We start from the raw sequence: 25,386 nt of genomic DNA on the forward strand, positions 1-25,386 counted from the left end.
ATGGAAGGTTTTTCATGAAAAGGTTGCGCGTTCTGGAACCCCTGGCCTGGGTGGGGCCGGCGGTGGTGCTGATCGCCCTGGTCGTCCTGTGGCCGGTCATCGAGATGGTTCGGACGTCGTTCCTCGAGGTCAGCCGGTTCGGCGTGGTCCGCGGCTGGAACGGCACCGAGAACTACGACAAGCTCTTCGCCGAGACCGACTTCTGGCCGGTGATGCTGCGCAGCCTCATCTGGGTGGTCGCGGTCGTCGGCTTCACCGTGCTGATCTCGCTGGCGCTGGCCCAGCTGTTCAACCAGCGCTTCCCTGGGCGCAAGATCGCCCGTTGGGCCCTCATCGCCCCCTGGGCCGCCTCGGTGCTCATGACGTCGATCATCTTCAAGTGGATGCTCGACCCCGAGGTCGGCATCATCAACCTGATCAGGCGCGATCTCGGGCTGATCCCCGCGATGGGCGGCTCCGACGCCGACCAGCTCGGCCAGGCCGCCACCGCGTTCCCCTGGCTGATCTTCGTCGCGGTCTTCGTGTCCGTGCCGTTCACCACGTACGCGCTGCTCGCGGGCCTGGCGACGATCCCCTCGGACGTCTACGAGGCGGCCAAGATGGACGGCGCCTCCAAGTTCAGGACGTACTGGTCGATCACGCTGCCGCTGCTGCGACCCGCGCTGACCGTCGCCGCGCTGATCAACGTGATGAACGTCTTCAACAGCTTCCCGATCATCTGGTCCATGACCCACGGCCAGCCGGGCTACTCCACGGCGACCTCGACCATCTTCATGTTCATCCTGAAGGGCTCGAACATCGGTGAGTCGGCGGCGATGTCGGTCGTGAACTTCGGCATGGTGATCGTCCTCACCGCCATCTTCCTCAAGATCTCCAAGTGGAAGCAGGAGGTGGCGTGATGGCCCACTCCCGTCCCGTGACGGGCGGCGCGATGCCGTCGGTCAAGAAGGTGGTCATCGCGGGCTCGGCCTACGTGATCGCGTTCATCTTCCTCTTCCCCTACCTGGTCATGCTGCTCACAGCCCTGCGTCCGCAGAGCAGCCTGCGCGAGGCGGAGTACTTCCCCTCGTCCTTCGAGTGGTCGAACCTGCTGAACTTCTGGACGGGCGGCCTGGCCGACAACCTCCTCGTGACGCTGAAGGTCGCGGCGGGCTCGACGCTGCTGGTGCTGCTGGTCGCGCTGCCCGCGGCCTACTACTCGGCCAGGCACAACTTCAGGGGGCGCACGGCCTTCCTGATCCTGGTGCTGATCACCCAGATGTTCCAGCCGACCGCGATGCTGGTGGGCATCTACCGCGAGTTCTACCAGTTCGGCCTGGTCGACTCGACGTGGTCGCTGATCCTGGTCAACGGCGGGTTCAACCTGGCCTTCGCGGTGTGGATCCTCAACGCCTACTTCGCCTCCATCCCCAGGGAGCTGGAGGAGGCGGCCTTCATGGACGGCAACGGCCGCTTCGGCGCGCTGTTCAGGATCACGCTGCCGCTGGCCATGCCAGGCGTCATCACCGCGCTGATCTTCACCTTCATCGCGGCGTGGAACGAGTTCGTGGTCGCCCTGACCCTGACGACCAGCCCGGCGAACCAGCCGCTGACGGTGGCGCTGAACTCCTTCATCGGTCAGTACTCGGTCGACTGGCAGAACCTGTTCGCCGGTTCGGTGATCGCCACCCTCCCGGTGATCATCCTGTTCGCGCTGATCGAGCGCAAGGTCGTCGGCGGCCTGACAGCCGGTTCGATCAAATAGCGACAATCTTGCTAAAGTCCTCCGCGATCTTCATTAACGATCTCGGAGGACTCCTTGAAGCTGCGCACCATCGCCGCCGCCCTCGTCCTGGGCGCCGGCGCCCTGGTCGGTACGGCGGGCCCCGCCTCGGCCGCCACCTGCTCGGGCACCCACCTGGACAACTGGCCCATCAAGGGCGGCTACATCTCCGTCTACTACAACTCCTCGACCGGCTACAACTGCGCGATGACCTACACCAACAGGCCGGGCGTCCTGCAGTACATCCGGGTGACCCTCGGGGTCGAGGGCGGCACGTCGAAGACGGACGCCCGCAACTACAAGTACTACGCGGGCCCCGTCAGTGTGTACGGCAAGGGCAAGTGCATCGAGTTCTACGGGCAGGTCGGCTCCAGCAACCCCCTGGAGGGCGTCGGGAACGCCTACTGCGGCTGAATTTAATCCGTTGCGTGCCGTACTCGCGCTGCCCTAACGTCTGAGCCATGCGCCTTTACCTGTAATGCGCGGGGCTGACCAGATCAGCCACCCGCCACTCAGCACTTGAGACCCCGTCCATCCAGACGCGGCAGCTGAGCTTGCCCGACCGGCCATCTTCGATGCGGCCGCGTCGCAAGTTGCGTAAAGGAGCACTCTTATGCGAGTTCGTTCAGGCAAGAAGAAGCACGGCACCAACCTGCCCGGCAGGGAGACACCGCAGCTTCCCCGCCAGATGCCCAAGATGCCGCAGCGGCCCATCGCGCCGCCGCGCCGCATCCCGCCCAAGGGCCGCTGATCTACGGGCAGATCGATTCATACGGCTCTCCTGGCAGGTGCCGCTGCCACTCCCTCCTGATGAAGGAGTCGCCCGCTACCGCGCAGACCGCCGGTAGCGGGTCGGAGGGAAGAGCGACGTCCCACCGCTGGACGAGTTCGGAAGGACTCCCCGTCGGATCCACCGCCACCGTGGCCTCTCTCGACGAGACTGGAGTCCTCGTTCATGATCGAATACTAGCCCGGACCGGCGTCGGCCGGCCCGGGCCGGCTTCGAGTCAGAGGCGCTCGATGATCGTGACGTTGGCCTGGCCGCCGCCCTCGCACATCGTCTGCAGGCCGTAGCGGCCGCCGGTGCGCTCGAGCTCGTTCAGCAGCTTGGTCATCAGGATCGCGCCGGTGCCGCCCAGCGGGTGGCCGAGGGCGATCGCGCCGCCGTTCGGGTTGACCTTGGCGGGGTCGGCCCCGAGCTCGCGGATCCACGCCAGCGGCACGGGCGCGAACGCCTCGTTGATCTCCGTGACGTCGATGTCGTCGATCGACAGCCCGGCCTTCTTCAGCGCCTTCTGGGTCGCGGGGATGGGCGCCGTGAGCATGTAGACGGGGTCGTCGCCGGTGAGGGCGAGCTGGTGGATGCGGGCGCGCGGGGTGAGCCCGTGGTCGCGGACCGCCTGCTCGGAGGCGATGAGCAGCGCGCCCGAGCCGTCGGAGATCTGCGACGACGTGGCCGCGGTGATGACGCCGTCCTCCTTCAGCGTCTTGAGGCTCGCCATCTTCTCCAGGGTGGTGTCGGGGCGGGGGCCCTCGTCGTCCTCCACTCCGTTGACCGGGACGATCTGGTCCCTGAAGTAGCCGTTCGCGATCGCCTTGGCCGCCCTCTGGTGCGACTCGAAGGCGAACTTCTCCAGTTCCTCGCGGGTCAGGCCCCACTTCTTGCACATCAGCTCCGCGCCGCGGAACTGGGAGATCTCCTGCTTGCCGTACCGCTCGACCCACATCTCGCCGAACGGGAAGGGCATGCCCTTCTCCAGGGCCGCGGTGATCGACGAGCCCATCGGGACGATGCTCATCGACTCGACGCCCGCCGCCACGACCAGGTCCTGCGTGCCGGACAGCACGCCCTGCGCGGCGAAGTGGATCGACTGCTGGGACGAGCCGCACTGGCGGTCGATCGTGACGCCCGCGGTCGTCTCGGGCAGCCCCGCGCTCAGCCAGGCGTTGCGGGCGATGTCCATGCTCTGCGGGCCGAACTGCATGACGCAGCCCATGATGACGTCCTCGACGGCCGCCGGGTCCACGCCGGTCCTGTCCATGAGCGCCTTCAGCGTGCGCGCGGCCAGGTCGGTGGGGTGGACGGTGGAAAGGCCGCCCTTCTTCTTACCGACGGGGGTGCGGACCGCCCCGACGATGTATGCCTCTGCCACAGTGCCTCCCGGGTCAAAACCGAGCAACATTCGGTCAGTGAGAGGTTACAACAGAATGTTGCTCTGTGCCTGTGAGAGTCGCCTCACCCGGTGTCTCCGCAGGGCTCTCCCTGTCCGCCCTCCGGCTCCAACGACCTTCCCGTACGGCTCCCGCCGGGTGGAGGCCACCGTGGGATGCCGGTTGCCGCCCGTCCATCACGCGTCCTCCAGCACGACTTCGGTTCCCGCCGTCACGTCGCACCTTGAGACGGGCGACGTGACGGCGCCCGGCCGGAGTCGTGCTGGAGTGGCGTGATGGACGGGTGGTCAGGGGTGACCGCGGTGGGCTGGGGTGGGCCTGCCGTACGGGCAGGATCCGAGCCCCGCGGCGCGGAGGATCAGGAGCGGTGAGAACCGGTCATCGTCGCGTAGACGATGATGTTGTCGGTGTAGTGCCCGGTGCTGCGGTTGTAGGCGCCGCCGCACGTGATCAGGTGCAGTTGCGCGTTCTCCTGGTCCCCGTAGACGCGCTGGGTCGGGAAGGTCGCCTTGCCTGCCTGCTCGACCCCGCCCACGGTGAACACCGCGGTCGTGCCGTCGCGCCGCTTCACCTCGATGACGTCGCCGTTGCGGATCTCGCCGAGCCGGCTGAACACCGCGCTTCTGGTCCTGGTGTCCTTGTGTCCCAGCATCACCGCGGGGCCAGCCTCACCCGCCGTGGACCCGTGCCGGTACCAGCCGACCAGGTTCGGATTGTCGATCGGCGGGGTCTGGATCGCGCCCTTCCTGTCCACCCCGACCGACGAGACCGGCGCGTTGATGCCGAGCCGCTTGATGACCACCCTGAGCGGGTTCGACGGCTGCATGGGCGGCGCGGGCACCACCTGGGGCAGCGGCGGCGGGGCCGTCGGGGGCGCCTCGAACAGCGCCTGCTTCGGCTGTCCCGAGGAGATCGCGTCGGGCTGGCTCGACAGCGACAGCGACTGCCGCCCCTCCGACAGGCCGTACTCCTCGGGGTTGAGCAGCATGAACACCAACCCCACGACCACGGTCAACACGCCCGCCACCGCGGCGAGGATCAGCGTGGACCGAAGGATCTTGCTGCCGCGATCGTCATAGGGCTCGGGATAGTGCGGCGCCACGGGGGTCAACCCCTGGAGACGGAGCGGCGACGCAGGACCAGCCCGCCCGCCGCGGCGGCCAGCACGACCAGCGACCCGGTGAGCACGAACATCCGCCCGTCAGGCCCCATGTCCCCGCCACCACCGGTCTCGGCGGCACCCTTGGGCGTCTTGGTCACCTTCCCGTTCCCCCCACCGACAGGCGTCTGGGTAACGGTCGCGGTGACGGTACGAGTGGGCTTGGCACTGGTGCTGGTGCTGGGAGAAGGCGAGGGAGAGGGCGAAGTGCTCGCAGCGGTCACGGTGAAGCTGTGACTCTTCGGTGCCGGGGTGGCCTGAACCGTGCACTTGTACTGGTACACGGAGGTCGACGTTCCGAAGTACAGGTCCGAAGCCTTCAACGTCACCGTGCCGGCCGTGGTGGGCTTCACCTTGAAGCTGACCGAGGGGAAGGTGATCGTCGAGCCGGCGGTGAGAGTCGTGAGCGCCGCCTCCGCGGTCACCGAGGTGCCGGAGACGCCGGCCCCGCTCACAGAGGCGGTGGCGATGAACTTCGCTCCTGTGGTGAACCCGCCCGTGGGCACCGTCAACTGCCCACCCGTGTAGGTGGCGGGGACGGTCTGCTCCTCGTTGGCCTTGGCCGCTGTCGGCATGGTCATGGCCACCGTGATGGTGGCGTCCTTCGGGTCCCCACTGCTCTGCGTGGCGCACTTGTAGGAGACCGTGTCGCCACCCGTGCCTCCGCCGCCTGCGCCTCCCACCGTGGTGGAGAGGCTGGCGGGCGTCGCCGCACCTGCGGTGCACGTTGACTCCACATCAGTGCCGGCACTCGACGCGACGATCAGCTTCAGACTCTGCCCAGTCAGCGGCTTCACCACTACGGGAGTCGTTCCGCTGGGCGTGAGCTCGACCTTCTTCTGCGGCACAGTGGGCGACTGGCCGACCTGGATCTGAGTGGAAATGGTGATGTCTGGCTCGGGGTCCCAATTGGGCGCCGTCTCGGTCACGCCCGTGACGTCGAGGTCCGCTTCGATCGCGAGAGTCGTTCCTGCATTGATGACCTGACTCGTCTTTATCGAGGTGAACTCCCACGTCACAGCGACCTTCTGGCCCGTGGGGACCGTGTCAGGAGTCGTGATCTTCACGGCTACCCTGTCGGTGCCGGCAAAGGACCCCCCGGTACACGAGAACGGGATCGTCATCGTCTGGTCCACCGCCGTCGCCTGTGCGGGCGAGGCCAGACCGACTATCGACCCGACGAAGAGAGCCAGCGTTCCCGCGAGGCCCAGGGCGGAGGTCTTCAGGGCGAGGCGGCGCCGCGCCTTTGACTTCTGCACTGTCTCTCTCCGTTCCAAACACAGCAAGTGACCGACTGCAACTGGCGTAACAGGATCCCAGTCCTTGGTCACGGTTCGGTAGAGATCCTACGAACTCTCCCTGTGAATCGTCATCAAACTTCCAATATCCGCCCAAATTTCCCCGTCCGTTATCCCTTCTTCTTGGACAGGGTGGCGTAGACGATGACGTTGTCGTCGTAGTGGCCGTTCGCGCCGACCATCCCGCCGCAGGTGATCAGCCGCAGCTGGGAGTTGGTGACGTTGCCGTAGACGCGCTTGGTCGGGAAGGCCGACTTCTTCACCTGCTCGATCCCGCTCACCGTGAAGCGGGTGACCTTGCCGTCGGACCTGTAGACGTAGATGAAGTCGCCCTTGGCGAGCTCCTTCAACCGCCTGAACACCGCGGCGCCGCTCTTGGTGGTGACGTGCCCGTTGATGATCGACGGGCCCTTCTCGCCGGGCACCGGGCTGAAGCGGTACCAGCCGGTCAGGTTCGGCTTGCTCGTCGGCGGGGCCTGGAGCTCGCCCTTGGAGTCGACGGTGACCCCGCCGATCGGCGCGTTCACCTGGATCTTGGGGATGCGGATGCGGGTCGGCTTCGCCTTCTTGGCGGTGGGCTTGATCGGCGCCACGACCGCACCGGCAGGGGCGGGCGGGGGCGCGCTCAGCACGGCGGGGGCCAGCGGCTTGTTCGGCCCGCCAGGACCGACGCTAGGCAGGACGAACGCGTTGGCCACGTTGTACATGCCGATGGTCTCGCCGCCCTGACCGGACTGGGCCACCGGCACGGCGCCGTCGGAGCCGTCGTCCACCGGGGTGATGAAGGCCAGCAGGCCGGCCATGATGGTCGCCACGCCGCCAAGCGACCCGGCGATCAGCAGCCCGGGAAGGGCCCTGTTCAGCAGCGACTTCTGCTCGGTCATGATCCGCCCCTCCCTCTAACGCCGGTTCCCGGCGTGCGCGGCGCGCCGCCGTCTCATCACGACCCCGCCCGCCGCGCTCCCGAGGAGCAGCACGGACCCGCCTGCCAGCAGGGCGTACGGCTGCTGGGAGGCCACGGGCGCTTCACCGGACGGCACACCGCCGAAGGGCGTCTTCTTCACCTGGGCCGCGACGTAGTTGGTCGCGGTCGGACCCGCCGAAGGCTTGGACGTGGCGGTGGGGGTGCTGGTCGTGTTCCCGTGCACCGACACGAGCCTGTCGGCAATGGTCCTGTCGTCGTGGTGGTTGTTGTTGCCGTTGTTGTTGTTCTGGTTCGGCTGGCTGGTCGACGTCGAAGGACTCGGCGACTGGGTGGGCGTGACCGACGGCGAGGGCTGCCCCGTGGTGGGCGTGACCGTCGGCGACGGACCTGGTCTGTCCTTGACCGTCACCTCGATCGACACCGGGTTGCTCACGATCTTGCAGGTGGCCCGGTGGAAGTCCGTGGGCACCGCGGCCTTGTTCGTGATCACCCGGAAGGCGTCGAGCCACGCCTTCCTCGTCGTCGCGTTCGTGATCTTGATCTTGTGCTCACCGTAAGGGAGCCCGTTCAGCTCCCACAACGTGTGCCCGCCGTTGTGCACCTCGTTGACCGGGTCACCGATGGCGTCCTTGGAGGGGTCCACGGATCCCCGCGCCTCGCCGTCGAGCTCGATCTCGACCGGGCCGCCCTCGTGGTCTCGAGGCCCCACGTACTGCACGCCCGTGCCGACGAACTTGAGCTCGGCCCACGCGTACTGGCTGGCGGTCTCGTGGTAGTCGTTGTGGATGTGCTTCTCGGACCTCGGACGATCGTCGAACGGCGTCCAGCCGGGCCCGTAGGTGATCACGTGGCCGCGCGGGTTGTCGATGTCGTTGCCGTCGTTGACGTTCGCCTCGCCGTCCGGCGGCGCGAAGTCGACGACGATGTCCTTGGGCTCGATCCTGATCACGCCCGGCTTGTTGAGCAGCCCTGGGTCAGAGATTCCCGCGGGCAGCGGCAGCTCCTTGTCGAACTGCAGCCCCTGCGTGATCGTGGTCGCACCCGTCGGCTGCAGGATGTTCTGCCAGGCACCGGCGATCTGGACGTTGCCCATGACGTTCATCTGCGCGCCGCCGGCGTAGTAGCCGGGCGAGGTGAACCGGCTCGCGTCCTTGTAGGCGAGCGACCACTTGAGGTCGAGCGCCCCGCCGACGACGAGGTCGGTCGCGAACGTCAACCTCGTCCTGAGCCGGACCGGCGGGTACTTCGCGATGCTGGCGGGGCTGGTGCCCGTGCACTCGTAGTCGATGACCAGATCCGCGGGGGCCGCCGAGGCGGGGGCCGTCGGCAACAGTACGCAGGCGGCTGCGGTCAGCCCCACCGATCCGGCTGCTAAAGCGCTGCGCCACCGAGCCACGGCACACTCCGATCTCCCAGAAACCAAGAGCAGATCTTAAGGTTTCAATCACCTGCTACACAGGAGAAAGAGACAACCGGCGACACTTGTGATGAACCCGTGTCCAACGTCGTGCTCGGTACTGGCGCGGAAGTGAGACAGGACAGCCAGTGGCAACTTGCACGGGAACAACTCCCGTCCGGATACATGCGGGCTGGCCAACGACGGCAGGACGGGTTCATGGCCCACCTGGCGAGCCAGGTCTCCTCAGTGGTGGCGTCCACGGTCGTGGGAGAACGAGATTCGACCAGGGCCTGACCGGCGCACGGACCTTCGGCCTGGAGGAGCTGTACTCAGGCTAGGCGGGGCGGGACAGGTCCATGGTCCAGTTGGTGCGCCAGCTCGCCCCTTCGTCGTAGGAGAACGACTGTTCCCAGCGGGCGGTCTCGGGTGTCGGGCGGGTCCACTCGAAGCGGACCTTCACCGGCAGCCCTCCGAGTACGTCATCGCAGACGAACTCGCCGCGCCCGTCGCGCCAGGCTCCTTCCACCGGCGGGTCGAGCTGCCCCGGCTGGCGGGTGGAGGCCCACCAGATGCGCCACACCCCCGCCTCGGGGTCGAACTGGCGAAGGGTGAAGCCTTCGAACGTCTCGGTCCATATGCGGTCGATGTGGCCCAGGCCGCCCAGGATCGGCTCGGCGTGCGCGGTGGCGTCGAACTCCACCCACTCGGTGCAGGCGGGGTCGGTGACGTCGACGAGTTTGCGGTTGCGCACCCGCCAGTCGCCGAAGATGAAGTCGAAGTCGTGACGGCCGTCGGAGGAAGGGCTCAACGTCTGCTCCTTGTCGGGGGGTGGCTCACTCTAGGGAGCCGCTCCGACAGTTTCCGCCTGCCGTACGAATGAACAGAATTGTATTCTGTTGCCGTAACCCCAGCATGGAGGCGACTGATGCAGCGAGACCTCTTCGAGGAGGAGCACCTGCTCTTCCAGGAGACCGTCCGAGAGTTCATGGCCCGCGAGGTCCTCCCCCACCACGCCCAGTGGGAGAAAGACGGCATCGTGCCGAGGGAGGTCTGGAAGAAGGCCGGCGAGCTCGGCATGTTCGGTTTCTCCGTGCCCGAGGAGTACGGCGGCGCGGGCATCACCGACTTCCGCTACAACGCGGTGATCGTCGAGGAGATCATCAGGACCGGCGCGTCCGGCCTGGGCTTCTCGCTGCACAACGACGTGATGGCCCCCTACCTGGTCGACCTCACCAACGACGAGCAGAAGCAGCGCTGGCTGCCCGGCTTCGTCTCCGGTGAGCTGATCACCGCGATCGCGATGACCGAGCCGGGAGCGGGCAGCGACCTGCAGGGCATCAGGACCACGGCGGTGCGCGAGGGCGACCACTACGTGGTCAACGGGCAGAAGACGTTCATCACCAACGGCATCAACGCCGACCTCGTCGTGGTGGTGGCCAAGACCGACCCCTCGGCAGGGGCGAGGGGAACGACGCTGCTCGTCGTCGAGCGCGGCATGGAGGGCTTCGGCCGCGGCAGGAACCTCGACAAGATCGGCATGAAGGCGCAGGACACCGCCGAGCTGTTCTTCGAGAACGTACGGGTGCCCGTGGCCAACAGGCTGGGTGAGGAAGACGGCCAGGGCTTCTTCCAGCTCATGAACAACCTGCCCCAGGAGCGCATGTCGATCGCCGTCGCGGCCGTGGCGGCGGCCGAGGCGGTGCTGGAGCAGACGATCGAGTACTGCAAGACCCGGCAGGCCTTCGGCCGCACTATCGGCAGCTTCCAGAACACCAGGTTCGTGCTCGCCGAGCTCGCCACCGAGACCGAGATCGCCCGCCACTTCGTCGACAAGTGCGTCGTCGCGCTCAACGCGGGGCAGCTGTCGGTCGTCGACGCGGCCAAGGCGAAATGGTGGACCACGGAGCTGCAGAACAAGGTGATCGACCGCTGCCTGCAGCTGCACGGCGGCTACGGCTACATGATGGAGTACCCGGTCGCCAAGGCCTGGGTGGACAGCAGGGTGCAGACGATCTACGGCGGCACCACGGAGATCATGAAGGAGATTATCGGCCGCTCCTTCGGCTTCTAGACCATACTGGTTCATATGGACGGCGGCCTGATCCTCCTGGTCTTTCTGGCGTTGCTGTTCGCCTGGGCGCTCAACCGCGTGCGCAGAGCGCTGCGCCTCGGTCCTGTCGGCTACGTCGGCGTGGTCGTCGTCTTCATCATCGTCATGCTGGCGATCTGGGGTCAGACGCTTCGAGGATGACCCTGGCGACCAGCTCGGGGTCGTCGCTCATCGGCACGTGCCCGCAGCCCTTGAGCAGCTTCACCCGCTGGTTCGACCAGCGGGCCGCTCGTACGGCCTGCCGCCGGAGCAGCAGCCGGTCATGCTCGCCCCACGCGATCGTGATCGGCGACTTCGGCGGCGCGGGCGGCATCATGCCCGTGAAGGAGTCGAGCGTCTCGTTGAAGCCTGGAGCCGAGGCGAGCGCCTCGGTGCCGGCGGCCAGGGCGACACGTCCGAGCCGCGAGGGATGGGCGACGAGCAGGCCCGCGCCGAGAAAGCCCAGGGGCTCGGAGCCCAGCAGCCGCGACAGCGCCCCAGAGCCCGGGGCCTCGGCCCCTTCGGCGACGCCGCCCTCCGCCGAGGCTCGCATGGCGCGCAGCACGCTCTGGCACCACAGCAGCTCCGCCCTCGACCAGAACCCGGCAGGGGAGATCGCGGTGGCGGTGCGGACCACTCCGCGGGAGGCCAGCTCCAGCGCGATGTAGCCGCCGAGGGAGTTGCCCGCCACATGTGGCTCGCGCACGTCGAGCATCGCGCAGAACGACTCCACCGCGTCGGCCAGCGACTCGGCCGTGTACGGCGTGCCGGGCGGCAGCCCCCGCGACCTCCCGAACCCCGGCAGGTCCACCGCGATCACATCACGCGAGGCGGCGAGGCGGTCCATGACCGGAAGCCACGCCTGCCAGTGGTGGCCGATGCCGTGGACGAGGATCAGCGGCGGGCCGTGACCGCGCCGCTCGAAGGCCAGCTCCATGGCACCGAGTCAATCACTACCTGCTACGCGTGGGAATCTCGAACCAGACCGCTTTGCCTTCCTTCGTGGGTCTGGAGCCCCAGCGCTTGGCGAGCTGGTCGACAAGGTAGAGCCCGCGGCCGCCCTCGTCGTTCTCGCCGGCGCTGCGGATGCGCGGCAGGCGCAGGTCCTGGTCGAAGACCTCGACCCAGACCGACTCCTCGCCCCTGCGCAGCCTGAGGGTGAACTCCTTGTCGCTGACGAGCTCCTCCTCGAAGCCCGGCACGTCCCATGACTCCTCGAACGGCAGCGGCGGCCCCTCGACCACCAGCTCCCTGCGCGGGATGCTCGCGGTGGCGGCGTGCAGGACGACGTTGGTGACCACCTCAGAGACCAGCAGGCAGGCCAGCTCGGCGCGTTCGTCGGGCACGTTCCACCCGGAGAAGGCCTCGGCCGCCATGCGCCTGGCCTCGCCGACCATGATCGGCTGGGCGGGGAAGGTCCGCTCCTCGACGTCGAGGTCGATGGGGCTGGCGCGCAGCACGAGGATCGCCATGTCGTCGTCGATCTCGCCGGGCACCGCGCGGGTGGCGGTGTCGGCGATGCGCTCGACGTTCTCCTTGGTGCAGGCGGCGAGCTTCTCCTGCAGGATGCCCAGCGTCTCCTCGTCGGAGGGCATCCTGCCGCCGAAGTCGCGGCTGGGACGCCGGTCGACGAGGCCGTCGGTGTAGAGGACCAGCGCGGCGCCCGGCGGCAGCGTGCGGGTCTCCTCCTTGTAGACCAGATCGGCGTGCATGCCCTTGGCGCGCACGCCGAGGGGCTGGCCGACCTCCTCGATGCTCATCTCCAGGCACTGGCCGTCGTGCAGCAGCAAAGGGGGCGCGTGGCCGGCGTTGGCGAAGGACAGCTGGCGCGACCAGGCGTCGTAGACGAGGTACTGGCAGGTGACGATGGGCGGCACGCTGATGTCGGCGCCCGACTCGTCCTGCTCCGGGGTGGCGATGATGCGGGTCCACTCGTCGAGCCTGGCCAGGATGTCGGCGGGCGGCTTGTCGTCCTGGGCGAAGGCGCGCAGAGCGGCGCGCAGCTGGCCCATGATGGCCGCCGCCTTGGCGCCGCGGCCCTCCACGTCGCCGATGACGATGCCGACCCTGCCGGCCGACAGCGGGATCACGTCGTACCAGTCGCCGCCGACCTGGGTCTGGATGCCCTGGCCGTGAGAGGCGAGCGGGGCCGCCGGGTAGTAGCGGACGGCTATGTCGAGGCCGTCGAGCGCGGGCAGGGCCCTGGGCAGCAGGTGCTTCTGGAAGGACTCGGCGGTGTGCCGCTCCTCCTCGAACAGCAGCGCGTTGTCGACGGCGAGCGCGACGCGGGTGGCGATGGCGCCGACGAAGTCACGGTCGAAGGCGTCGTAGTGGGGGCTGCGCCGGTCGGTGAGGTTGGACAGGCCGAGGTACATCAGGCCGAGCGTCTCACCGCGCACGCACAGCGGGGCGACCACCGCGGAGGTCATGCCGATCTCGCCGCACAGCCGGGCGCTGCCCTCGTGGGGGCTGGGGAAATTGCTGGAGGCGAAGTCTTCGACCAGGATCGTCTCCTGGCGGCGCATCGCGGTGTCGGCGTAGTGGCCCGCCGGATAGCGGATCTCCGAGCCCACCGGCTTCCAGGTGTCGGGCGGCGGGTTCCAGCCCTGTACGTGCTGGGAGACCCTGCGCACCAGCCGCTCACCCTCCATCAGCTCGATGAAGCAGTGGTCGGCGAACTGCGGCACCAGCATCTCGGCGACCCGCTTGAGCGTCTCCTCGACGTAGAGGGAGCCCGCCAGCCGCTCACCGATGCGTTCGAGCAGGCCGAAGCGGTCCTTCTCGCGCTCGTTGCTGCGCATGGCCTCGCGGGCGGTGATCACGATGCCCGTCACCGACCCGGAGTCGTGGCGCAGCGGCACCGCCTGGGCCCTGACGTAGATCATGGTGCCGTCGCCGCGCTTGACGTCGAAGGTGCCCTCCCACACGCCGCCCTTAAGCACGTGCTTGGCGAGCTCGACGGCGAGCGGGTGATCCTTCTCCATGATGCCGAGCGAGAGGACGGAGCCCTCCCGCACCGACCCCTTGCCCTGGCGCCCGAACAACTTCTCCGCGAACGGATTCCAGTACAGGAGGTTGCTGAAACGATCCGTCACCACGACGGCCATCTCCGCGTGGTCGAGGACCGCCGACGCCGACAAGAAGTCGACCGCTTCCTGAGACAAATCCCCCCAGCGTTTCATCCGGAGACCACTCCTCGGGGAGGCATGTGCGCAAAGCGAACCACGGGCGCTCCTGCAACAGTCGTGTCCGGGGAGTGGAGGGACTCCCATCTGGGATTCAACCAAGCAGCAGCGCCGTCGTCAGCGCATCGAGACGAATACGTGCGCGGCGATCTCACGCGGAAGCTCCGCGGGAGTCTCTGTCGCGTCGTTATCACCTGTCACCCGCACACCGTCGTCGCTCGCCGCGAGCGTCACCTCGCGTCCGGGTTGTATCCCAACTTGCTTGAGTTTAAGCATCACAGCGGGATCGCTTTGCACTTGTTCGCTAATTCGACGCACGACTACAGGTACTTCTCTGGGTCCTGCGAGGTCAGCCATGCAAGGGAAGGTCTGCCACGCGTCGCCCTGTGGCCCCTGCGCGCCGAGCTCCTCGAGACCCGGGATGGGGTTGCCGTGGGGGTCGACCGTCGGATTGTCGAGCAGCTTCACCAGCCGCTCCTCGACCGACTCCGACATCACGTGCTCCCAGCGGCAGGCCTCGATGTGCACCTCCTCCCACGGCAGACCGATGACCTGGGTCAGCAGGCACTCGGCGAGGCGATGTTTGCGCATGACGCGCGTGGCGAGGGTGCGGCCGAGGTCGGTCATGGCCAGATGGCGGTCGCCCTCCACCCTGACCAGCCCGTCGCGCTCCATGCGCGCCACGGTCTGGCTGACGGTGGGACCACTCTGCTGGAGCCGCTCCGCGATGCGCGCACGAAGGGGAACGATCCCCTCTTCCTCGAGTTCGTAGATCGTACGGAGATACATCTCCGTCGTGTCGATCAAGCCGTGTGCGGTCAAGGCTCCTCCCGTCCTGAATGCTACGTCGGTCATGGGGCACAGAAGCCACAGAAACCCTAGTGGGAGAACGACCAACGATGGCAAAGGACGGAAACACCGGAGCGGCCCGGTTCCTTCCCGAGCGGCTCACCCTGCCCGAGCTGCGGCGCGCCGCGGCCCACTGCGAGGGTTGCGATCTCTATCGCGACGCCACCCAGACCGTGTTCGGCGAGGGCCCTTCGCAGGCCCGCTTCCTGATCGTCGGCGAGCAGCCCGGCGACCAGGAGGACCGCAAGGGCGCACCTTTCGTGGGGCCCGCCGGCCGCATCCTCGACAAGGGGCTGGAGGAGGCGGGCATCGACCGTCAGGATGCCTACCTGACCAACGCCGTGAAGCACTTCTCCTTCACGCTCAGGGGGAAGCGCAGGATCCACCAGAAGCCGACCGTCGCCGAGATCGAGGCGTGCGGCCCGTGGCTGAACGCCGAGCTGGCCCTGCTGAAGCCGGAGATGGTGGTGGTGCTCGGCGCGACGGCGGCGCGCGCCCTGCTGGGCGCGGCCTTCAAGGTCACCCAGCACCGGGGGGAGGTGCTGGAGCTGGGCGAGGCGCTGGCCGTGGCGACCATCCACCCGTCGGCGGTCCTGCGCGCCCCCGACCGCGACGAGGCCTACCAGGGGTTCCTGTCGGACCTCAGGCTCGCTCGCCGCTCCTGTAGTTCCTGAAGGCCGGTACGGCGAGACCCACCAGGAGGACGGCGACCGCGCAGGCGAGACCGCCGCCCACCCACGCCCCCGTCATCCCGACGGCCGTGGCGGTGGCTCCCGCCCGCAGGTCGCCGAGGCGCGGCCCGCCCGCGACCACCACCATGAAGACGCCCTGCATGCGGCCCCGCATCTCGTCGGGCGCGTGCAGCTGCAGGATCGACTGCCGCCATACCGAGGAGACCACGTCGGCCACGCCGCCGACGGCCATGAACGCCACCACCAGCCACAGCTCGTGCACCATTCCCGCGGCGGCCACGGCGAGACCCCACACCGCGATGACGATCACCAGCGCGACGCCCTGCCGCCTGACCCTGCCGACCCATCCGGAGAACAGCGCGCCCGCCACCGACCCGATCGCCATGGCGGCCGTCAGCCAGCCCAGGGCGATCATCGAGCCGCCGAAGCGCTCGGCGACCAGCTCGGGGAAGAGCGCCCTGGGCAGCGCGAAGACCATGGCGATGATGTCCACGACGAACGACATCAGCAGGACCGGGCTGCCCATGATGAAGCGCAGCCCCTCCAGCACGGCCTTCGCCCCCGGGCGGACCACCTCGCCGAGCGGCTGGAGCGTCGGCAGCCGCAGCGCGGCGTAGAGGCTCGCGCTGAAGAGCACCGCGTCGATGGCGTAGGCGGCGCCGAAGCCGCCGGTGGCGAGCACGACGCCGCCGATCATCGGGCCGAAGACCGCGCCGAGGCTGAAGACCAGCGAGTTGAGCGCGTTGGCGGCGGGCACCAGGTCAGGAGGGAGCAGCCTGGGGATGACGGCCCCTCTGGTGGAGGAGCTGATCGCGAACCCCGCTGCGCCCAGCGCCACGGCGACCAGGAGCACGTGGACGTTGCCGAGCCCGAGCATCGCCTGGGCCACGAGGAGGATCGTGCTCGCCCACGCGACCACGCAGCCGATGATCAGCAGCTTGCGCCTGTCCATGGCGTCGGCGACCGCGCCGCCCCACAGCCCGAAGACCACCAGCGGGATCAGGTTGGACAGGCCGAGCATGCCCACCCAGAACGAGGAGTGAGTGAGCTCCCACACCTGCTGGCTGACCGCGACCACGGTCACCGCGACGCCTACGTGCGAGACGGCCTGCCCCGCCCACAGGCGCCGGTAGGCCGGCACGCGGAGCGGTCGCGTGTCGACAACGAAATCCCCGAAAGCCATTCACGGCACATTAGGGGGCAAGCCGCTCCAGGACCCAACCAGGGTGAACCCGCCGGTAGCGCAACCTGTCGTGCATCCGCTCCAGCTGGCCCTGCCAGAACTCCACCTCCGTGGGCACCACGCGGAAGCCGCCCCAGAAGTCGGGAACGGGCGGCTCCTCCGGCCAGCGCTCGGCCAGCTCGGCGTAGCGCGCGTCGAGCTCCTCCCTCGACCGGACGACCGCCGACTGGCGTGAGGCCCACGCGGCGATGCGGGAGCCGTACGGCCTGGAGTTGAAGTAGGCGGCCGACTCCTCGTGGGCGAGGCGGGCCACGCTGCCCTCGACGCGGACCTGACGGCGGATCGGATGCCAGGGGAACAGCAGCGAGGCGCGGGCGTTCTCGGCCAGGTCACGGCCCTTGCGGGACTCGTAGTTGGTGAAGAAGACGAACCCGTGCTCGTCGTAGCCCTTGAGCAGCACGGTGCGCGCGCTCGGCCTGCCGCCCGCCGAGGCGGTGGCGACCACCATCGCGTTCGGTTCCGGCAGTCCGGCCTCCAGCGCCTCCTCGAACCAACGGGTGAATTGCGTGATCGGATCGGCCGCTACGTCGGTCTCGAGCAACGGCCTGCCCTCATAGGTACGGCGGAGCCCCGCCAGCGAAGTGGCATCCACGAGAAGGTATTCTTGCGCGCTTGGTGGCGATCCCACGCATTGCCCCCTACCAGCAGTGATGACGTTTCGGCGTGCCCGAAGACGAAGCACGCTCACGTAGGGGGTTAAATTGACCCGCCGGTATCTCGACATCAACAGAAGCGGACGGGCTCCGGGGATGCGAACACTCCGAAGCGGGCCGCGACCATGAGTACGGATTGCCCACACGGCAAGAAAGGGAGGCGGCCGAGAATGTCCGACTTCAAACCCGGCCTCGAAGGCGTTGTGGCTTTCGAGACCGAGATCGCGGAACCGGACAAAGAGGGGGGCGCCCTTCGCTACCGGGGCGTCGACATCGAAGATCTGGTCGGCCGTGTCCCGTTCGGGCACGTCTGGGGTCTGCTGGTCGACAACAAGTTCCAGCCCGGCCTTCCGCCGGCTGAGCCGTACCCCATCCCTGTCCACTCCGGTGACATCCGCGTAGACGTGCAGAGCGCGCTGGCCATGCTGGCTCCGGCCTACGGCTTCAAGGCTCTGCTCGACATCGACGACGCGCAGGCCCGCGACGACCTCGCGCGCGCGTCGGTCATGGCCCTGTCGTTCGTGGCGCAGTCCGCGCGTGGCCTCGGCCTGCCGATGGTGCCGCAGAGCAGGGTCGACGAGGCGGCGACCATCACCGAGCGGTTCATGGTCCGCTGGCGCGGCGAGCCCGACCCCAAGCACGTCAAGGCCATCGACGCCTACTGGACCTCCGCCGCCGAGCACGGCATGAACGCCTCCACGTTCACCGCCCGCGTCATCGCCTCCACCGGCGCCGACGTGGCCGCCGCGCTGTCGGGTGCGGTCGGTGCGATGTCCGGCCCGCTGCACGGTGGCGCCCCCGCCCGCGTGCTGCACATGATCGAGGGCGTCGAGAAGCTGGGCGACGCCAAGAAGTACGTCCAGAGCGAGCTCGACGCCGGTAACCGCCTCATGGGGTTCGGCCACCGCGTCTACCGCGCCGAGGACCCGCGCGCCCGCGTGCTGCGCCGCACCGCCAAGGAGCTCGACGCTCCTCGGTACGAGGTGGCCGCAGCGCTGGAGAAGGCCGCTCTCGAGGAGCTGCACGCGCGCAAGCCCGACCGGGTGCTGGCCACCAACGTGGAGTACTGGGCCGCCGTGGTCCTCGACTTCGCCGAGGTTCCCTCCCACATGTTCACCTCGATGTTCACCTGCGCCCGCACGGCCGGTTGGGCCGCGCACATCCTGGAGCAGAAGCGCACGGGCAGGCTGGTCCGCCCAAGCGCGAACTACGTGGGCCCCGCCACGCGTCCGCTGAGCGACGTGCCGGGCGCCGACGAGGTCGTCGGCATCATCTGACACCTCTTCCTCGGTAACGGCCCGCTGATTCCTCCAGCGGGCCGTTTCTCGTTCCCCCCACAAGGTGCGAATCTCATATCCCGGACCCAGGACAAGCCATGCGAGACGGCTCAGTAGGCTTGGGCAGGTGGCTGACATCGTGATTCCCGCTGACATCAAGCCCGCCGACGGCCGCTTCGGCTGCGGGCCCTCGAAGGTCCGACCCGAGCAGCTGTCCGCGCTCGCCTCCTCAGGCGCGAGCGTGATGGGCACCTCCCATCGACAGAAGCCGGTCAAGAACCTGGTCGGCAGAGTCCGCTCCGGCCTGGCCGACCTGTTCTCGCTGCCCGAGGGCTACCAGGTGGTGCTCGGCAACGGCGGCACCACCGCCTTCTGGGACATCGCCGCCTTCGGGCTGGTGCGCGAGAAGTCGCAGCACCTGTCCTTCGGCGAGTTCTCCTCCAAGTTCGGCGCGGTCGTCAGCAAGGCGCCGTGGCTCGGCGAGCCGACGATCATCAAGTCGGAGGTCGGCACCTACCCCGAGGCCGTGGCCGAGGAGGGCGTCGACGTCTACGCCCTCACCCACAACGAGACCTCCACCGGTGTCGCGATGCCGATCAGGCGGGTCGGCGGCGACGGCGCCCTGGTCCTGGTCGACGCGACCTCGGGCGCGGGCGGCCTGCCCGTCGACATCTCCGAGACCGACGTCTACTACTTCGCGCCGCAGAAGAGCTTCGCCTCCGACGGCGGGCTCTGGATCGCGATCATGTCGCCGCGCGCGCTGGCCCGTGTCGAGGAGATCGCCGCCTCAGGCCGTTACGTGCCCGAGTTCTTCAGCCTGCCCGTCGCGATCGACAACTCGGGCAAGGACCAGACCTACAACACCCCGTCGGTGGCGACGCTGTTCCTGCTGGCCGAGCAGCTCGACTGGATGAACGGCAACGGCGGCCTGGCCTGGACGACCTCGCGCACCGCCGACTCCTCGCAGCGCCTCTACACGTGGGCGGAGAAGTCGTCGTTCGCCACGCCGTTCGCGGCCCCCGAGTTCCGCTCGCAGGTGGTCGGCACGATCGACTTCAGCGACTCCGTCGACGCGGCGGCGGTGGCCAAGGTGCTGCGCGCCAACGGCATCGTCGACACCGAGCCCTACCGCAAGCTCGGCCGCAACCAGCTGCGCGTCGCGATGTTCCCCGCGATCGAGCCCTCCGACATCGAGGCCCTGACCACCTGCGTCGACTACGTGGTCGAGCGCCTCTAGCCGTCCTTCGCCCGGCGGGACAGCTCGTCGAGCAACGCGGGCGCGTCCTCCGGCTCGACGCTCCGCGCGAACCTGGCCGGCACCGGCAGCCTGTCGGTGCCGGCGGCGAGCGCCTCGAGCATCCGTCCACTGACCCCTGCGCGCCGCTGAGCCGTCCGCTGAGGGCCTGCGGGCCCTGCCGCGACCCCGAGGCTCAGTAGGCCGGGTACGTCGGCGTGGCCAGCCGCTTGCGGCGCAGCACCCAGGCGGCCGCCACTCCGCCGACGAGGCCGAACAGGTGGCCCTGCCACGAGATGCCCACCTGGGTGGGGTCCAGGCCCCACATCAGCGAGTAGTAGGCCACGGCCACCCCGATGCCCACGAGGATGTCGAGGGCACGCCTGTCGAAGAGCCCTCGCGCGACCACGAACCCGAAGTAGCCGAAGACGAGGCCGCTCGCGCCCACGGTGGCGACGCCGGGAGGCGTGGCGACCCAGGTGCCGACGCCGCCGACCACCATGATGATCAGTGTCGCCCACAGGAACTTGCCGAGCCCGCGGAAGGCGGCGAGGAAGCCGAGGACCAGCAGCGGCAGCGAGTTGGCCATCAGGTGCGCGAAACCGACGTGCAGGAAGGGCGCGAACAGGACCCCGATCAGCCCGTCCGGCGACCAGGCGATGATGCCGAGTTCGGCGTCGAGGTCGCCCGGTGTGACGTAGTCGAAGATCTCGACGGCCCACATGACGACCACCATGCCCCCCACCAGGAGCAGCGCGCCGAGCGCACCCTGCAGCAGGCCGCCCGCGCCACGCTTGACCGACTCGTAGGGGGAACTCATGCGCTCTCCTGCCGCCGAAGGTGGATCGTCTCCCTTTACGGTAATGCGGGGTTTCCCCTCATCGGCATAAAGAAACAGGCTCCTCCCGAGAACGGGAGGAGCCTGACAAGCAGGGCTACTCGCCCCTCCACTGCGGGGCGCGCTTCTCGGCGAAGGCCGCCGCGCCCTCCATCGCGTCCTTGGAGCCGAAGACGGGGTTGATGATCGGCCCCTGCTTCTTGAACATCTCCTCGATCGACCAGTCGGCGGACTCGATGATCACCTTCTTGGTCGCCGCGAGCGCCAGCGGGGCGTTGGCCGCGATCTTCCGAGCCAGTTCGAGCGCGCCCTCGAGCGCCCCGCCCGGTTCGGTGATCCGGTTGACCAGGCCCAGCTCGTACAGCCTGGAGGCCGGGTAGTGGTCACCGGTCAGGGCGATCTCCATGGCCACGTGGTAGGGGATCCTGCGCGGCAGGCGCATGATGCCGCCCGCCCCCGCCACCAGGCCGCGCTTGGGCTCGGGAAGGCCGAACTTCGACTCCGACGACGCCACGATCAGGTCGCACGACAGCGCCAGCTCGAAGCCGCCCGCGAGCGCGTAGCCCTCCACCGCCGCGATCAGCGGCTTCTTGGGCGGAGCCTCCGCGATGCCGCCGAAGCCCCTGCCCTCGATGACGGGGAAGTCGCCCGCGAGGAAGGCCTTCAGGTCCATGCCGGCGGAGAACGTGCCGCCCGCCCCTGTCAGGACGTAGGCCGACACGTCGGTGCGGGAGTCCAGGGAGTCCAGCGCCGCGACGATGCCTCGCGCGACGGCGCCGTTGACGGCGTTGCGAGCCGACGGGCGGTTGATCGTGATCACCGCGACGCCGTCGGACTCCTCGATCAGAACCTCTTCTGCGGACACGCGCACCTCATTACTTGGGCTGGAAGCGGATGCCGCCGTCGAAGCGGATGACCTCGGCGTTCATGTAGTCGTTCTCGACGAGGGAGCGCACCAGGTGGGCGAACTCGTCGGCGCGACCCATGCGCTTGGGGAAGACGACGGGGGCGACGAGCTTGGCCTTGAACTCGTCGGCGTTGCCCGAGAAGCCGTAGATGGGCGTGTCGATGATGCCGGGGCAGATCGTGTTGACGCGCACGCCGATCGCGGCCAGGTCGCGGGCCGCGGGCACGGTCATGCCCACGATGCCGCCCTTGGACGCGGAGTAGGCCAGCTGCCCCGTCTGCCCCTCGAGCGCGGCCACGGAGGCGGTGTTGACGACCACGCCGCGGTGCCCGTCCTCGGAGACGGGGTCGGTCTTGGCGATGGCGGCCGCGCCGATGCGCATGAGGTTGAAGGTGCCGATCAGGTTGACCTCGATGACCTTGCGGTAGCTGGCGAGGTTGTGCGGAGCGCCCTCGCGGTTGACGGTGCGCTCGGCCCAGCCGATGCCCGCGCTGTTGACGATCACGCGAACCGGCTTGCCCGTGGCCACGGCCGCGTCGACGGCCGCCTGCACGTCGCCCTCGTCCGAGACGTCCGTCCTGACGAAGACTCCGCCGAGTTCGTCGGCGATCGACTTGCCGCGCTCCTCGTTGAGGTCGGCGATGACCACGGTCGCGCCCTGGCGGGCGAGCTCGCGGGCCGTGGCCTCGCCCAGCCCGCTGGCCCCGCCCGAGATGATTGCTACTGCTCCGTTGACGTCCATGCCACGGACCCTAACGCGAGAACCGAATGAAGTTCTACTCGGGGTGCCCCAGTTTCTCTTCAGATCTCGCCCACGGCCGTGTCGACGTCCGAATAGACCTTTATCCGCCGGTCGAGGCCGGTGGTGCGCAGGATGCGGGCGACCGGAGCCTGGGGCGCGGCGAGCGAGACGCCGCCGCCTTCGCCCGTGGCCAGCCGCCAGGCCTCGATGAGCACCGACAGCCCGCTGGAGTCCATGAACGACAGCGCCTGGAGATCGAGGACGAGCCGCGCGCCGTCCTGTTTGATGGCGTCGCGCACCTCGTCGCGAAGGAAGGGAGCGGTGAAGAGGTCGAGCTCTCCCTCCACGGCCACCACCACGGCATCGCCCATGGCATGACGCGCCAGCCGCAGCTTCATCTGCCCTCCTCGATGAGCCACTGTACTTCCACATCCCCAGGGGGGCCTCATGGACAAACTACGATCACCACTATGCAGGACGACCTTTCAGGAACCCGCGTACGCCTGCCGGCCCTCGCGATCAGCCCGATCCGGGCTGTTCTGCGGAGGATCGCGTACGCCTGCGCCGCTCTGGGCGTGGTGTTCCTGCTGGTAGCGCTGGATCTGGACGGGTACAAGGACAGCTACGACGGCAAGGTCTCGCTGCTCGACGCGCTCTACTACGCGACAGTGACGGTGTCGACCACAGGGTACGGGGACATCACCCCTGTGACGCCCCTCGCCAGGACGGTGAACATCCTGGCCGTCACCCCGCTGCGCATCGTCTTCCTCGTCATCCTCGTGGGCACGACGCTCGAGGTCCTCACCCAGCGCACCCGCGACAACTTCCTGATCGACCGCTGGAGGTCCAGGTTGCGTGACCACACCGTGATCATCGGCTACGGCACCAAGGGCAGGGCCGCGATCCGCACGCTGCTCGAGAACGAGCGGGCCAAGGAGTCGATCGTGGTCATCGACCCGCGCGGCGACGCGATCGAGGAGGCCAACAGCGACGGCTTCGCCGGCGTGGTCGGCGACGCCACCCGCAGCGACGTGCAGAACAGGGCGGGCGTCAGCAGGGCGAAGGAGATCATCGTCGCCACCCAGCGCGACGACACCACGGCGCTCGTCACGCTGACCGCGCGCCAGCTCAACAAGCGCGCCACGATCGTGGCCGCGGTGCGGGAGGCGGAGAACGACCCCCTCGTACGGCAGAGCGGCGCCGACGTCGTCATCACCTCCTCCGAAGCGGCGGGCAGGATGCTCGGCGTGGCCACCCAGAGCCCCGCCGTCAGCGCGCTGATCGAGGACTTCCTGGCCTACGGCAAGGGCCTCGACCTGGAGGAGCGCCCCGTCAAGCCGCACGAGATCGGCAGGTCGCCCTCCCAGTGCGAGGGCGTGGTCGTCGCGGTCGTGCGCGGCGGCAGGATCATGACCTACGCCGACGAGGAGGTCTCCTCGATCATGGAGGGCGACCGCGTGGTGGTCGTCAACGCCCCTCAGGAATAGCGAAGCCGTACGGCAGCTCGAGGCGGTGGACGGCCAGCAGCGCGGGGTCGGCCAGCAGCGAACGGGTGGGCCCGTCGGCGGCGATCACCCCTCCTGACAGGATCAGCGAGCGCTCGCACAGCTCCAGCGCGTACGGCAGGTCGTGGGTGACCATCAGCACGGTCACGTCGAGCGAGCGGAGGATCTCGGCCAGCTCCCTGCGGGCGGCGGGGTCGAGGTTGGACGAGGGCTCGTCCAGCACGAGGATCTCGGGCTCCATGACGAGGACGGTGGCCACCGCCACCCGCCGCCGCTGCCCGAAGGACAGGTGGTGCGGCGGCCTGTCGGCGTGGTCGGCCATGCCCACCCTGTCGAGGGCGTTCTTGACCCTGCGCTCCAGCTCCTCGCCCTTGACGCCCATGTTGGCGGGGCCGAAGGCCACGTCGTCGCGGACGGTCGGCATGAACAGCTGGTCGTCGGGGTCCTGGAAGACCAGCCCGACCCGCTGCCTGATCTCCTTCAGCGTGCCGGGGCGCACCTCCGTGCCCGCCACCCTGACCAGGCCGTGCCCGGCGGTGAGGATGCCGTTGAGGTGCATGACGAGCGTGGTCTTGCCCGCGCCGTTCGGCCCGAGCAGCGCGACGCGCTCGCCCCTGCCGATCGTCAGGTCGACGCCGAACAGCGCCTGCGTGCCGTCCGGGTAGGCGTAGGCGAGCTCGCGCACCTCCAGGGAATTCACCACCATGACGCTCCAAGGACGGCCAGTGCGGTGACCGGCAGGGCCAGCGCGACCACCCACTGCCGCCCTGATCCCGAAATTTCGTGAATGACGGGGAGGGATCCGTTGTATCCCCTGCTGAGCATAGCCAGGTGGACCCGCTCGCCCCGCTCGTAGGAGCGGATGAACAGCGCTCCAGCCGAGCGCGCGATCACCGGGATCTGCCGCACGTCGCGCGCCACGAAGCCGCGCGACTCCCTGGCCACCCGCATCCGCCGCATCTCCTCCATGATCACGTCCAGGTAGCGGAGCATGAACATCGCGATCTGCACCAGCAGCGAGGGCAGCCTCAGCCGCTGCGCGCCCAGGAGGATCATCCTGGGCTCGGTCGTGGCCGCCAGCAGGATGGAGGCCACGACGCCGAGCGAGGCCTTGGCCAGGATGTTCCACGCCGCCCACAGCCCCTCCACGCTCAGCGAGAGGCCGAGCACCTCGGTCCTCTCCCCCATCCCGATGAACGGGATCGCCACCGCGAACGCCACGAACGGCACCTCGATCACCATCCGCCGCGCGACGTGGCCGAGCGGCACGCGCGCCACCACCGCCACGGCGGCCAGCAGCAGCGCGTAGCAGCCGAACGCCCAGAAGGACTCCCGCGGCGTGGCCACGACGACGACCGCGAACGCGAGCACCGCCACCAGCTTGCAGTGCGGCGGCAGCCGGTGGGCCGGCGAGTCACCCGGACGGTAGAGCTGGTGGTGGTGCCCCGCGCCCATGC

The 25,386-nt window shown here is 68.6% G+C and carries 28 protein-coding genes; 10 read left to right on the forward strand and 18 right to left on the reverse strand.

What is annotated here, in order from left to right; translation table 11 throughout:
- The first annotated feature begins 14 nt into the window (after nt 1-14).
- From ABFX55_RS31685 to ABFX55_RS31700, 4 genes are all read left to right on the forward strand, one after another.
- Complete coding sequence (locus tag ABFX55_RS31685; RefSeq protein ID WP_346126342.1) at nt 15-899, forward strand: carbohydrate ABC transporter permease; 885 nt, start codon at nt 15-17, stop codon at nt 897-899.
- Nucleotides 899-1,744, forward strand: a complete 846-nt coding sequence (locus tag ABFX55_RS31690; protein WP_346131327.1) for a carbohydrate ABC transporter permease — start codon at nt 899-901, stop codon at nt 1,742-1,744. Before ABFX55_RS31685 ends, ABFX55_RS31690 begins: the two co-directional genes overlap by 1 nt.
- A 54-nt stretch (nt 1,745-1,798) precedes the next feature.
- Nucleotides 1,799-2,176, forward strand: coding sequence for a hypothetical protein (locus ABFX55_RS31695; protein WP_346126343.1), 378 nt, complete (start codon nt 1,799-1,801; stop codon nt 2,174-2,176).
- A 199-nt stretch (nt 2,177-2,375) separates the two neighbouring features.
- Nucleotides 2,376-2,513, forward strand: a complete 138-nt coding sequence (locus ABFX55_RS31700; RefSeq protein ID WP_346126344.1) for a hypothetical protein — start codon at nt 2,376-2,378, stop codon at nt 2,511-2,513.
- 256 nt (nt 2,514-2,769) lie between these two features.
- On the opposite strand, the gene ABFX55_RS31705 is transcribed toward ABFX55_RS31700, so the two are convergent.
- The 6 genes from ABFX55_RS31705 to ABFX55_RS31730 form a co-directional block, all read right to left on the reverse strand.
- Complete coding sequence (locus tag ABFX55_RS31705) at nt 2,770-3,915, reverse strand: acetyl-CoA C-acetyltransferase (RefSeq protein ID WP_346126345.1); 1,146 nt, start codon at nt 3,913-3,915, stop codon at nt 2,770-2,772.
- A gap of 377 nt (nt 3,916-4,292) precedes the next feature.
- Nucleotides 4,293-5,036 (reverse strand): class F sortase, encoded by a 744-nt coding sequence (locus ABFX55_RS31710; protein ID WP_346126346.1) that lies wholly within the window; start codon nt 5,034-5,036, stop codon nt 4,293-4,295.
- Nucleotides 5,037-5,041: 5 nt separating this feature from the next.
- Nucleotides 5,042-6,424, reverse strand: a complete 1,383-nt coding sequence (locus ABFX55_RS31715; RefSeq protein WP_346126347.1) for a hypothetical protein — start codon at nt 6,422-6,424, stop codon at nt 5,042-5,044.
- A 77-nt stretch (nt 6,425-6,501) separates the two neighbouring features.
- Entirely contained in the window at nt 6,502-7,275 is a 774-nt protein-coding gene (locus ABFX55_RS31720) for a class F sortase (RefSeq protein WP_346126348.1), read from the reverse strand.
- 15 nt (nt 7,276-7,290) lie between these two features.
- On the reverse strand, nt 7,291-8,676 hold the full coding sequence (locus ABFX55_RS31725) for a hypothetical protein (RefSeq protein WP_346126349.1): 1,386 nt from the start codon (nt 8,674-8,676) through the stop codon (nt 7,291-7,293).
- Nucleotides 8,677-9,049: 373 nt separating this feature from the next.
- Entirely contained in the window at nt 9,050-9,523 is a 474-nt protein-coding gene (locus tag ABFX55_RS31730; protein ID WP_346126350.1) for a hypothetical protein, read from the reverse strand.
- Between the two features lie 117 nt (nt 9,524-9,640).
- On the opposite strand from ABFX55_RS31730, the gene ABFX55_RS31735 reads away from it, so the two are divergent.
- Complete coding sequence (locus tag ABFX55_RS31735) at nt 9,641-10,786, forward strand: acyl-CoA dehydrogenase family protein (protein WP_346126351.1); 1,146 nt, start codon at nt 9,641-9,643, stop codon at nt 10,784-10,786.
- 15 nt (nt 10,787-10,801) lie between these two features.
- Nucleotides 10,802-10,966, forward strand: a complete 165-nt coding sequence (locus tag ABFX55_RS31740) for a hypothetical protein (protein ID WP_346126352.1) — start codon at nt 10,802-10,804, stop codon at nt 10,964-10,966.
- Here ABFX55_RS31740 and ABFX55_RS31745 read toward each other — a convergent pair.
- The 3 genes from ABFX55_RS31745 to ABFX55_RS31755 all read right to left on the reverse strand — a co-directional run bounded on the left by ABFX55_RS31745 (nt 10,929) and on the right by ABFX55_RS31755 (nt 14,811).
- Nucleotides 10,929-11,741, reverse strand: coding sequence for an alpha/beta fold hydrolase (locus ABFX55_RS31745; protein WP_346126353.1), 813 nt, complete (start codon nt 11,739-11,741; stop codon nt 10,929-10,931). The two genes, ABFX55_RS31740 and ABFX55_RS31745, sit on opposite strands and share 38 nt — an antisense overlap.
- A 16-nt stretch (nt 11,742-11,757) precedes the next feature.
- Complete coding sequence (locus ABFX55_RS31750) at nt 11,758-13,986, reverse strand: ATP-binding SpoIIE family protein phosphatase (RefSeq protein ID WP_346126354.1); 2,229 nt, start codon at nt 13,984-13,986, stop codon at nt 11,758-11,760.
- 120 nt (nt 13,987-14,106) lie between these two features.
- Nucleotides 14,107-14,811 (reverse strand): iron-dependent transcriptional repressor DtxR, encoded by a 705-nt coding sequence (locus ABFX55_RS31755; RefSeq protein WP_281388171.1) that lies wholly within the window; start codon nt 14,809-14,811, stop codon nt 14,107-14,109.
- A 77-nt stretch (nt 14,812-14,888) separates the two neighbouring features.
- Between ABFX55_RS31755 and ABFX55_RS31760 the strand changes: the two genes are divergently transcribed.
- Nucleotides 14,889-15,512: a UdgX family uracil-DNA binding protein gene (locus tag ABFX55_RS31760; RefSeq protein ID WP_346126355.1), complete on the forward strand. Its 624-nt coding sequence runs from the start codon at nt 14,889-14,891 to the stop codon at nt 15,510-15,512.
- Here the strand turns inward: ABFX55_RS31760 and ABFX55_RS31765 are convergent.
- Nucleotides 15,481-16,713, reverse strand: coding sequence for an MFS transporter (locus tag ABFX55_RS31765; protein ID WP_346126356.1), 1,233 nt, complete (start codon nt 16,711-16,713; stop codon nt 15,481-15,483). The genes ABFX55_RS31760 and ABFX55_RS31765 overlap by 32 nt on opposite strands.
- A gap of 10 nt (nt 16,714-16,723) precedes the next feature.
- Nucleotides 16,724-17,365, reverse strand: a complete 642-nt coding sequence (gene pdxH / locus ABFX55_RS31770) for a pyridoxamine 5'-phosphate oxidase (RefSeq protein ID WP_346126357.1) — start codon at nt 17,363-17,365, stop codon at nt 16,724-16,726.
- Between the two features lie 231 nt (nt 17,366-17,596).
- On the opposite strand from pdxH, the gene ABFX55_RS31775 reads away from it, so the two are divergent.
- Together ABFX55_RS31775 and serC are read left to right on the forward strand one after the other, a co-directional pair.
- Nucleotides 17,597-18,703: a citrate synthase 2 gene (locus ABFX55_RS31775; protein ID WP_183651022.1), complete on the forward strand. Its 1,107-nt coding sequence runs from the start codon at nt 17,597-17,599 to the stop codon at nt 18,701-18,703.
- Between the two features lie 127 nt (nt 18,704-18,830).
- Nucleotides 18,831-19,940 (forward strand): phosphoserine transaminase, encoded by a 1,110-nt coding sequence (gene serC / locus ABFX55_RS31780; protein WP_346126358.1) that lies wholly within the window; start codon nt 18,831-18,833, stop codon nt 19,938-19,940.
- On the opposite strand, the gene ABFX55_RS31785 is transcribed toward serC, so the two are convergent.
- The 5 genes from ABFX55_RS31785 to ABFX55_RS31805 form a co-directional block, all read right to left on the reverse strand.
- Nucleotides 19,937-20,062, reverse strand: a complete 126-nt coding sequence (locus ABFX55_RS31785) for a hypothetical protein (protein WP_346126359.1) — start codon at nt 20,060-20,062, stop codon at nt 19,937-19,939. The genes serC and ABFX55_RS31785 overlap by 4 nt on opposite strands.
- 71 nt (nt 20,063-20,133) lie before the next feature.
- Nucleotides 20,134-20,757: a rhomboid family intramembrane serine protease gene (locus tag ABFX55_RS31790; protein ID WP_346126360.1), complete on the reverse strand. Its 624-nt coding sequence runs from the start codon at nt 20,755-20,757 to the stop codon at nt 20,134-20,136.
- A 115-nt stretch (nt 20,758-20,872) separates the two neighbouring features.
- A complete protein-coding gene (locus ABFX55_RS31795) occupies nt 20,873-21,640 on the reverse strand; it encodes a crotonase/enoyl-CoA hydratase family protein (RefSeq protein ID WP_183651027.1) in 768 nt (255 codons plus the stop codon).
- 10 nt (nt 21,641-21,650) lie between these two features.
- Nucleotides 21,651-22,424, reverse strand: a complete 774-nt coding sequence (locus ABFX55_RS31800) for an SDR family NAD(P)-dependent oxidoreductase (protein WP_344839377.1) — start codon at nt 22,422-22,424, stop codon at nt 21,651-21,653.
- A gap of 59 nt (nt 22,425-22,483) precedes the next feature.
- Nucleotides 22,484-22,822 carry an STAS domain-containing protein gene (locus tag ABFX55_RS31805; protein WP_183651030.1) on the reverse strand — a complete coding sequence of 113 codons (339 nt, stop codon included), beginning with the start codon at nt 22,820-22,822 and terminating at the stop codon, nt 22,484-22,486.
- 72 nt (nt 22,823-22,894) lie between these two features.
- Here ABFX55_RS31805 and ABFX55_RS31810 point away from each other — a divergent pair, with 72 nt between their 5' ends.
- A complete protein-coding gene (locus ABFX55_RS31810; RefSeq protein ID WP_346126361.1) occupies nt 22,895-23,911 on the forward strand; it encodes a potassium channel family protein in 1,017 nt (338 codons plus the stop codon).
- Here ABFX55_RS31810 and ABFX55_RS31815 read toward each other — a convergent pair.
- Both ABFX55_RS31815 and cbiQ read right to left on the reverse strand, forming a co-directional pair.
- A complete protein-coding gene (locus tag ABFX55_RS31815) occupies nt 23,892-24,635 on the reverse strand; it encodes an energy-coupling factor ABC transporter ATP-binding protein (RefSeq protein ID WP_346126362.1) in 744 nt (247 codons plus the stop codon). The two genes, ABFX55_RS31810 and ABFX55_RS31815, sit on opposite strands and share 20 nt — an antisense overlap.
- On the reverse strand, nt 24,626-25,384 hold the full coding sequence (gene cbiQ / locus ABFX55_RS31820) for a cobalt ECF transporter T component CbiQ (RefSeq protein ID WP_346126363.1): 759 nt from the start codon (nt 25,382-25,384) through the stop codon (nt 24,626-24,628). Before cbiQ ends, ABFX55_RS31815 begins: the two co-directional genes overlap by 10 nt.
- Nucleotides 25,385-25,386: the final 2 nt, after the last annotated feature.

It is taken from the genome of Nonomuraea roseola, from assembly GCF_039535395.1.
GTDB lineage: Bacteria > Actinomycetota > Actinomycetes > Streptosporangiales > Streptosporangiaceae > Nonomuraea > Nonomuraea roseola.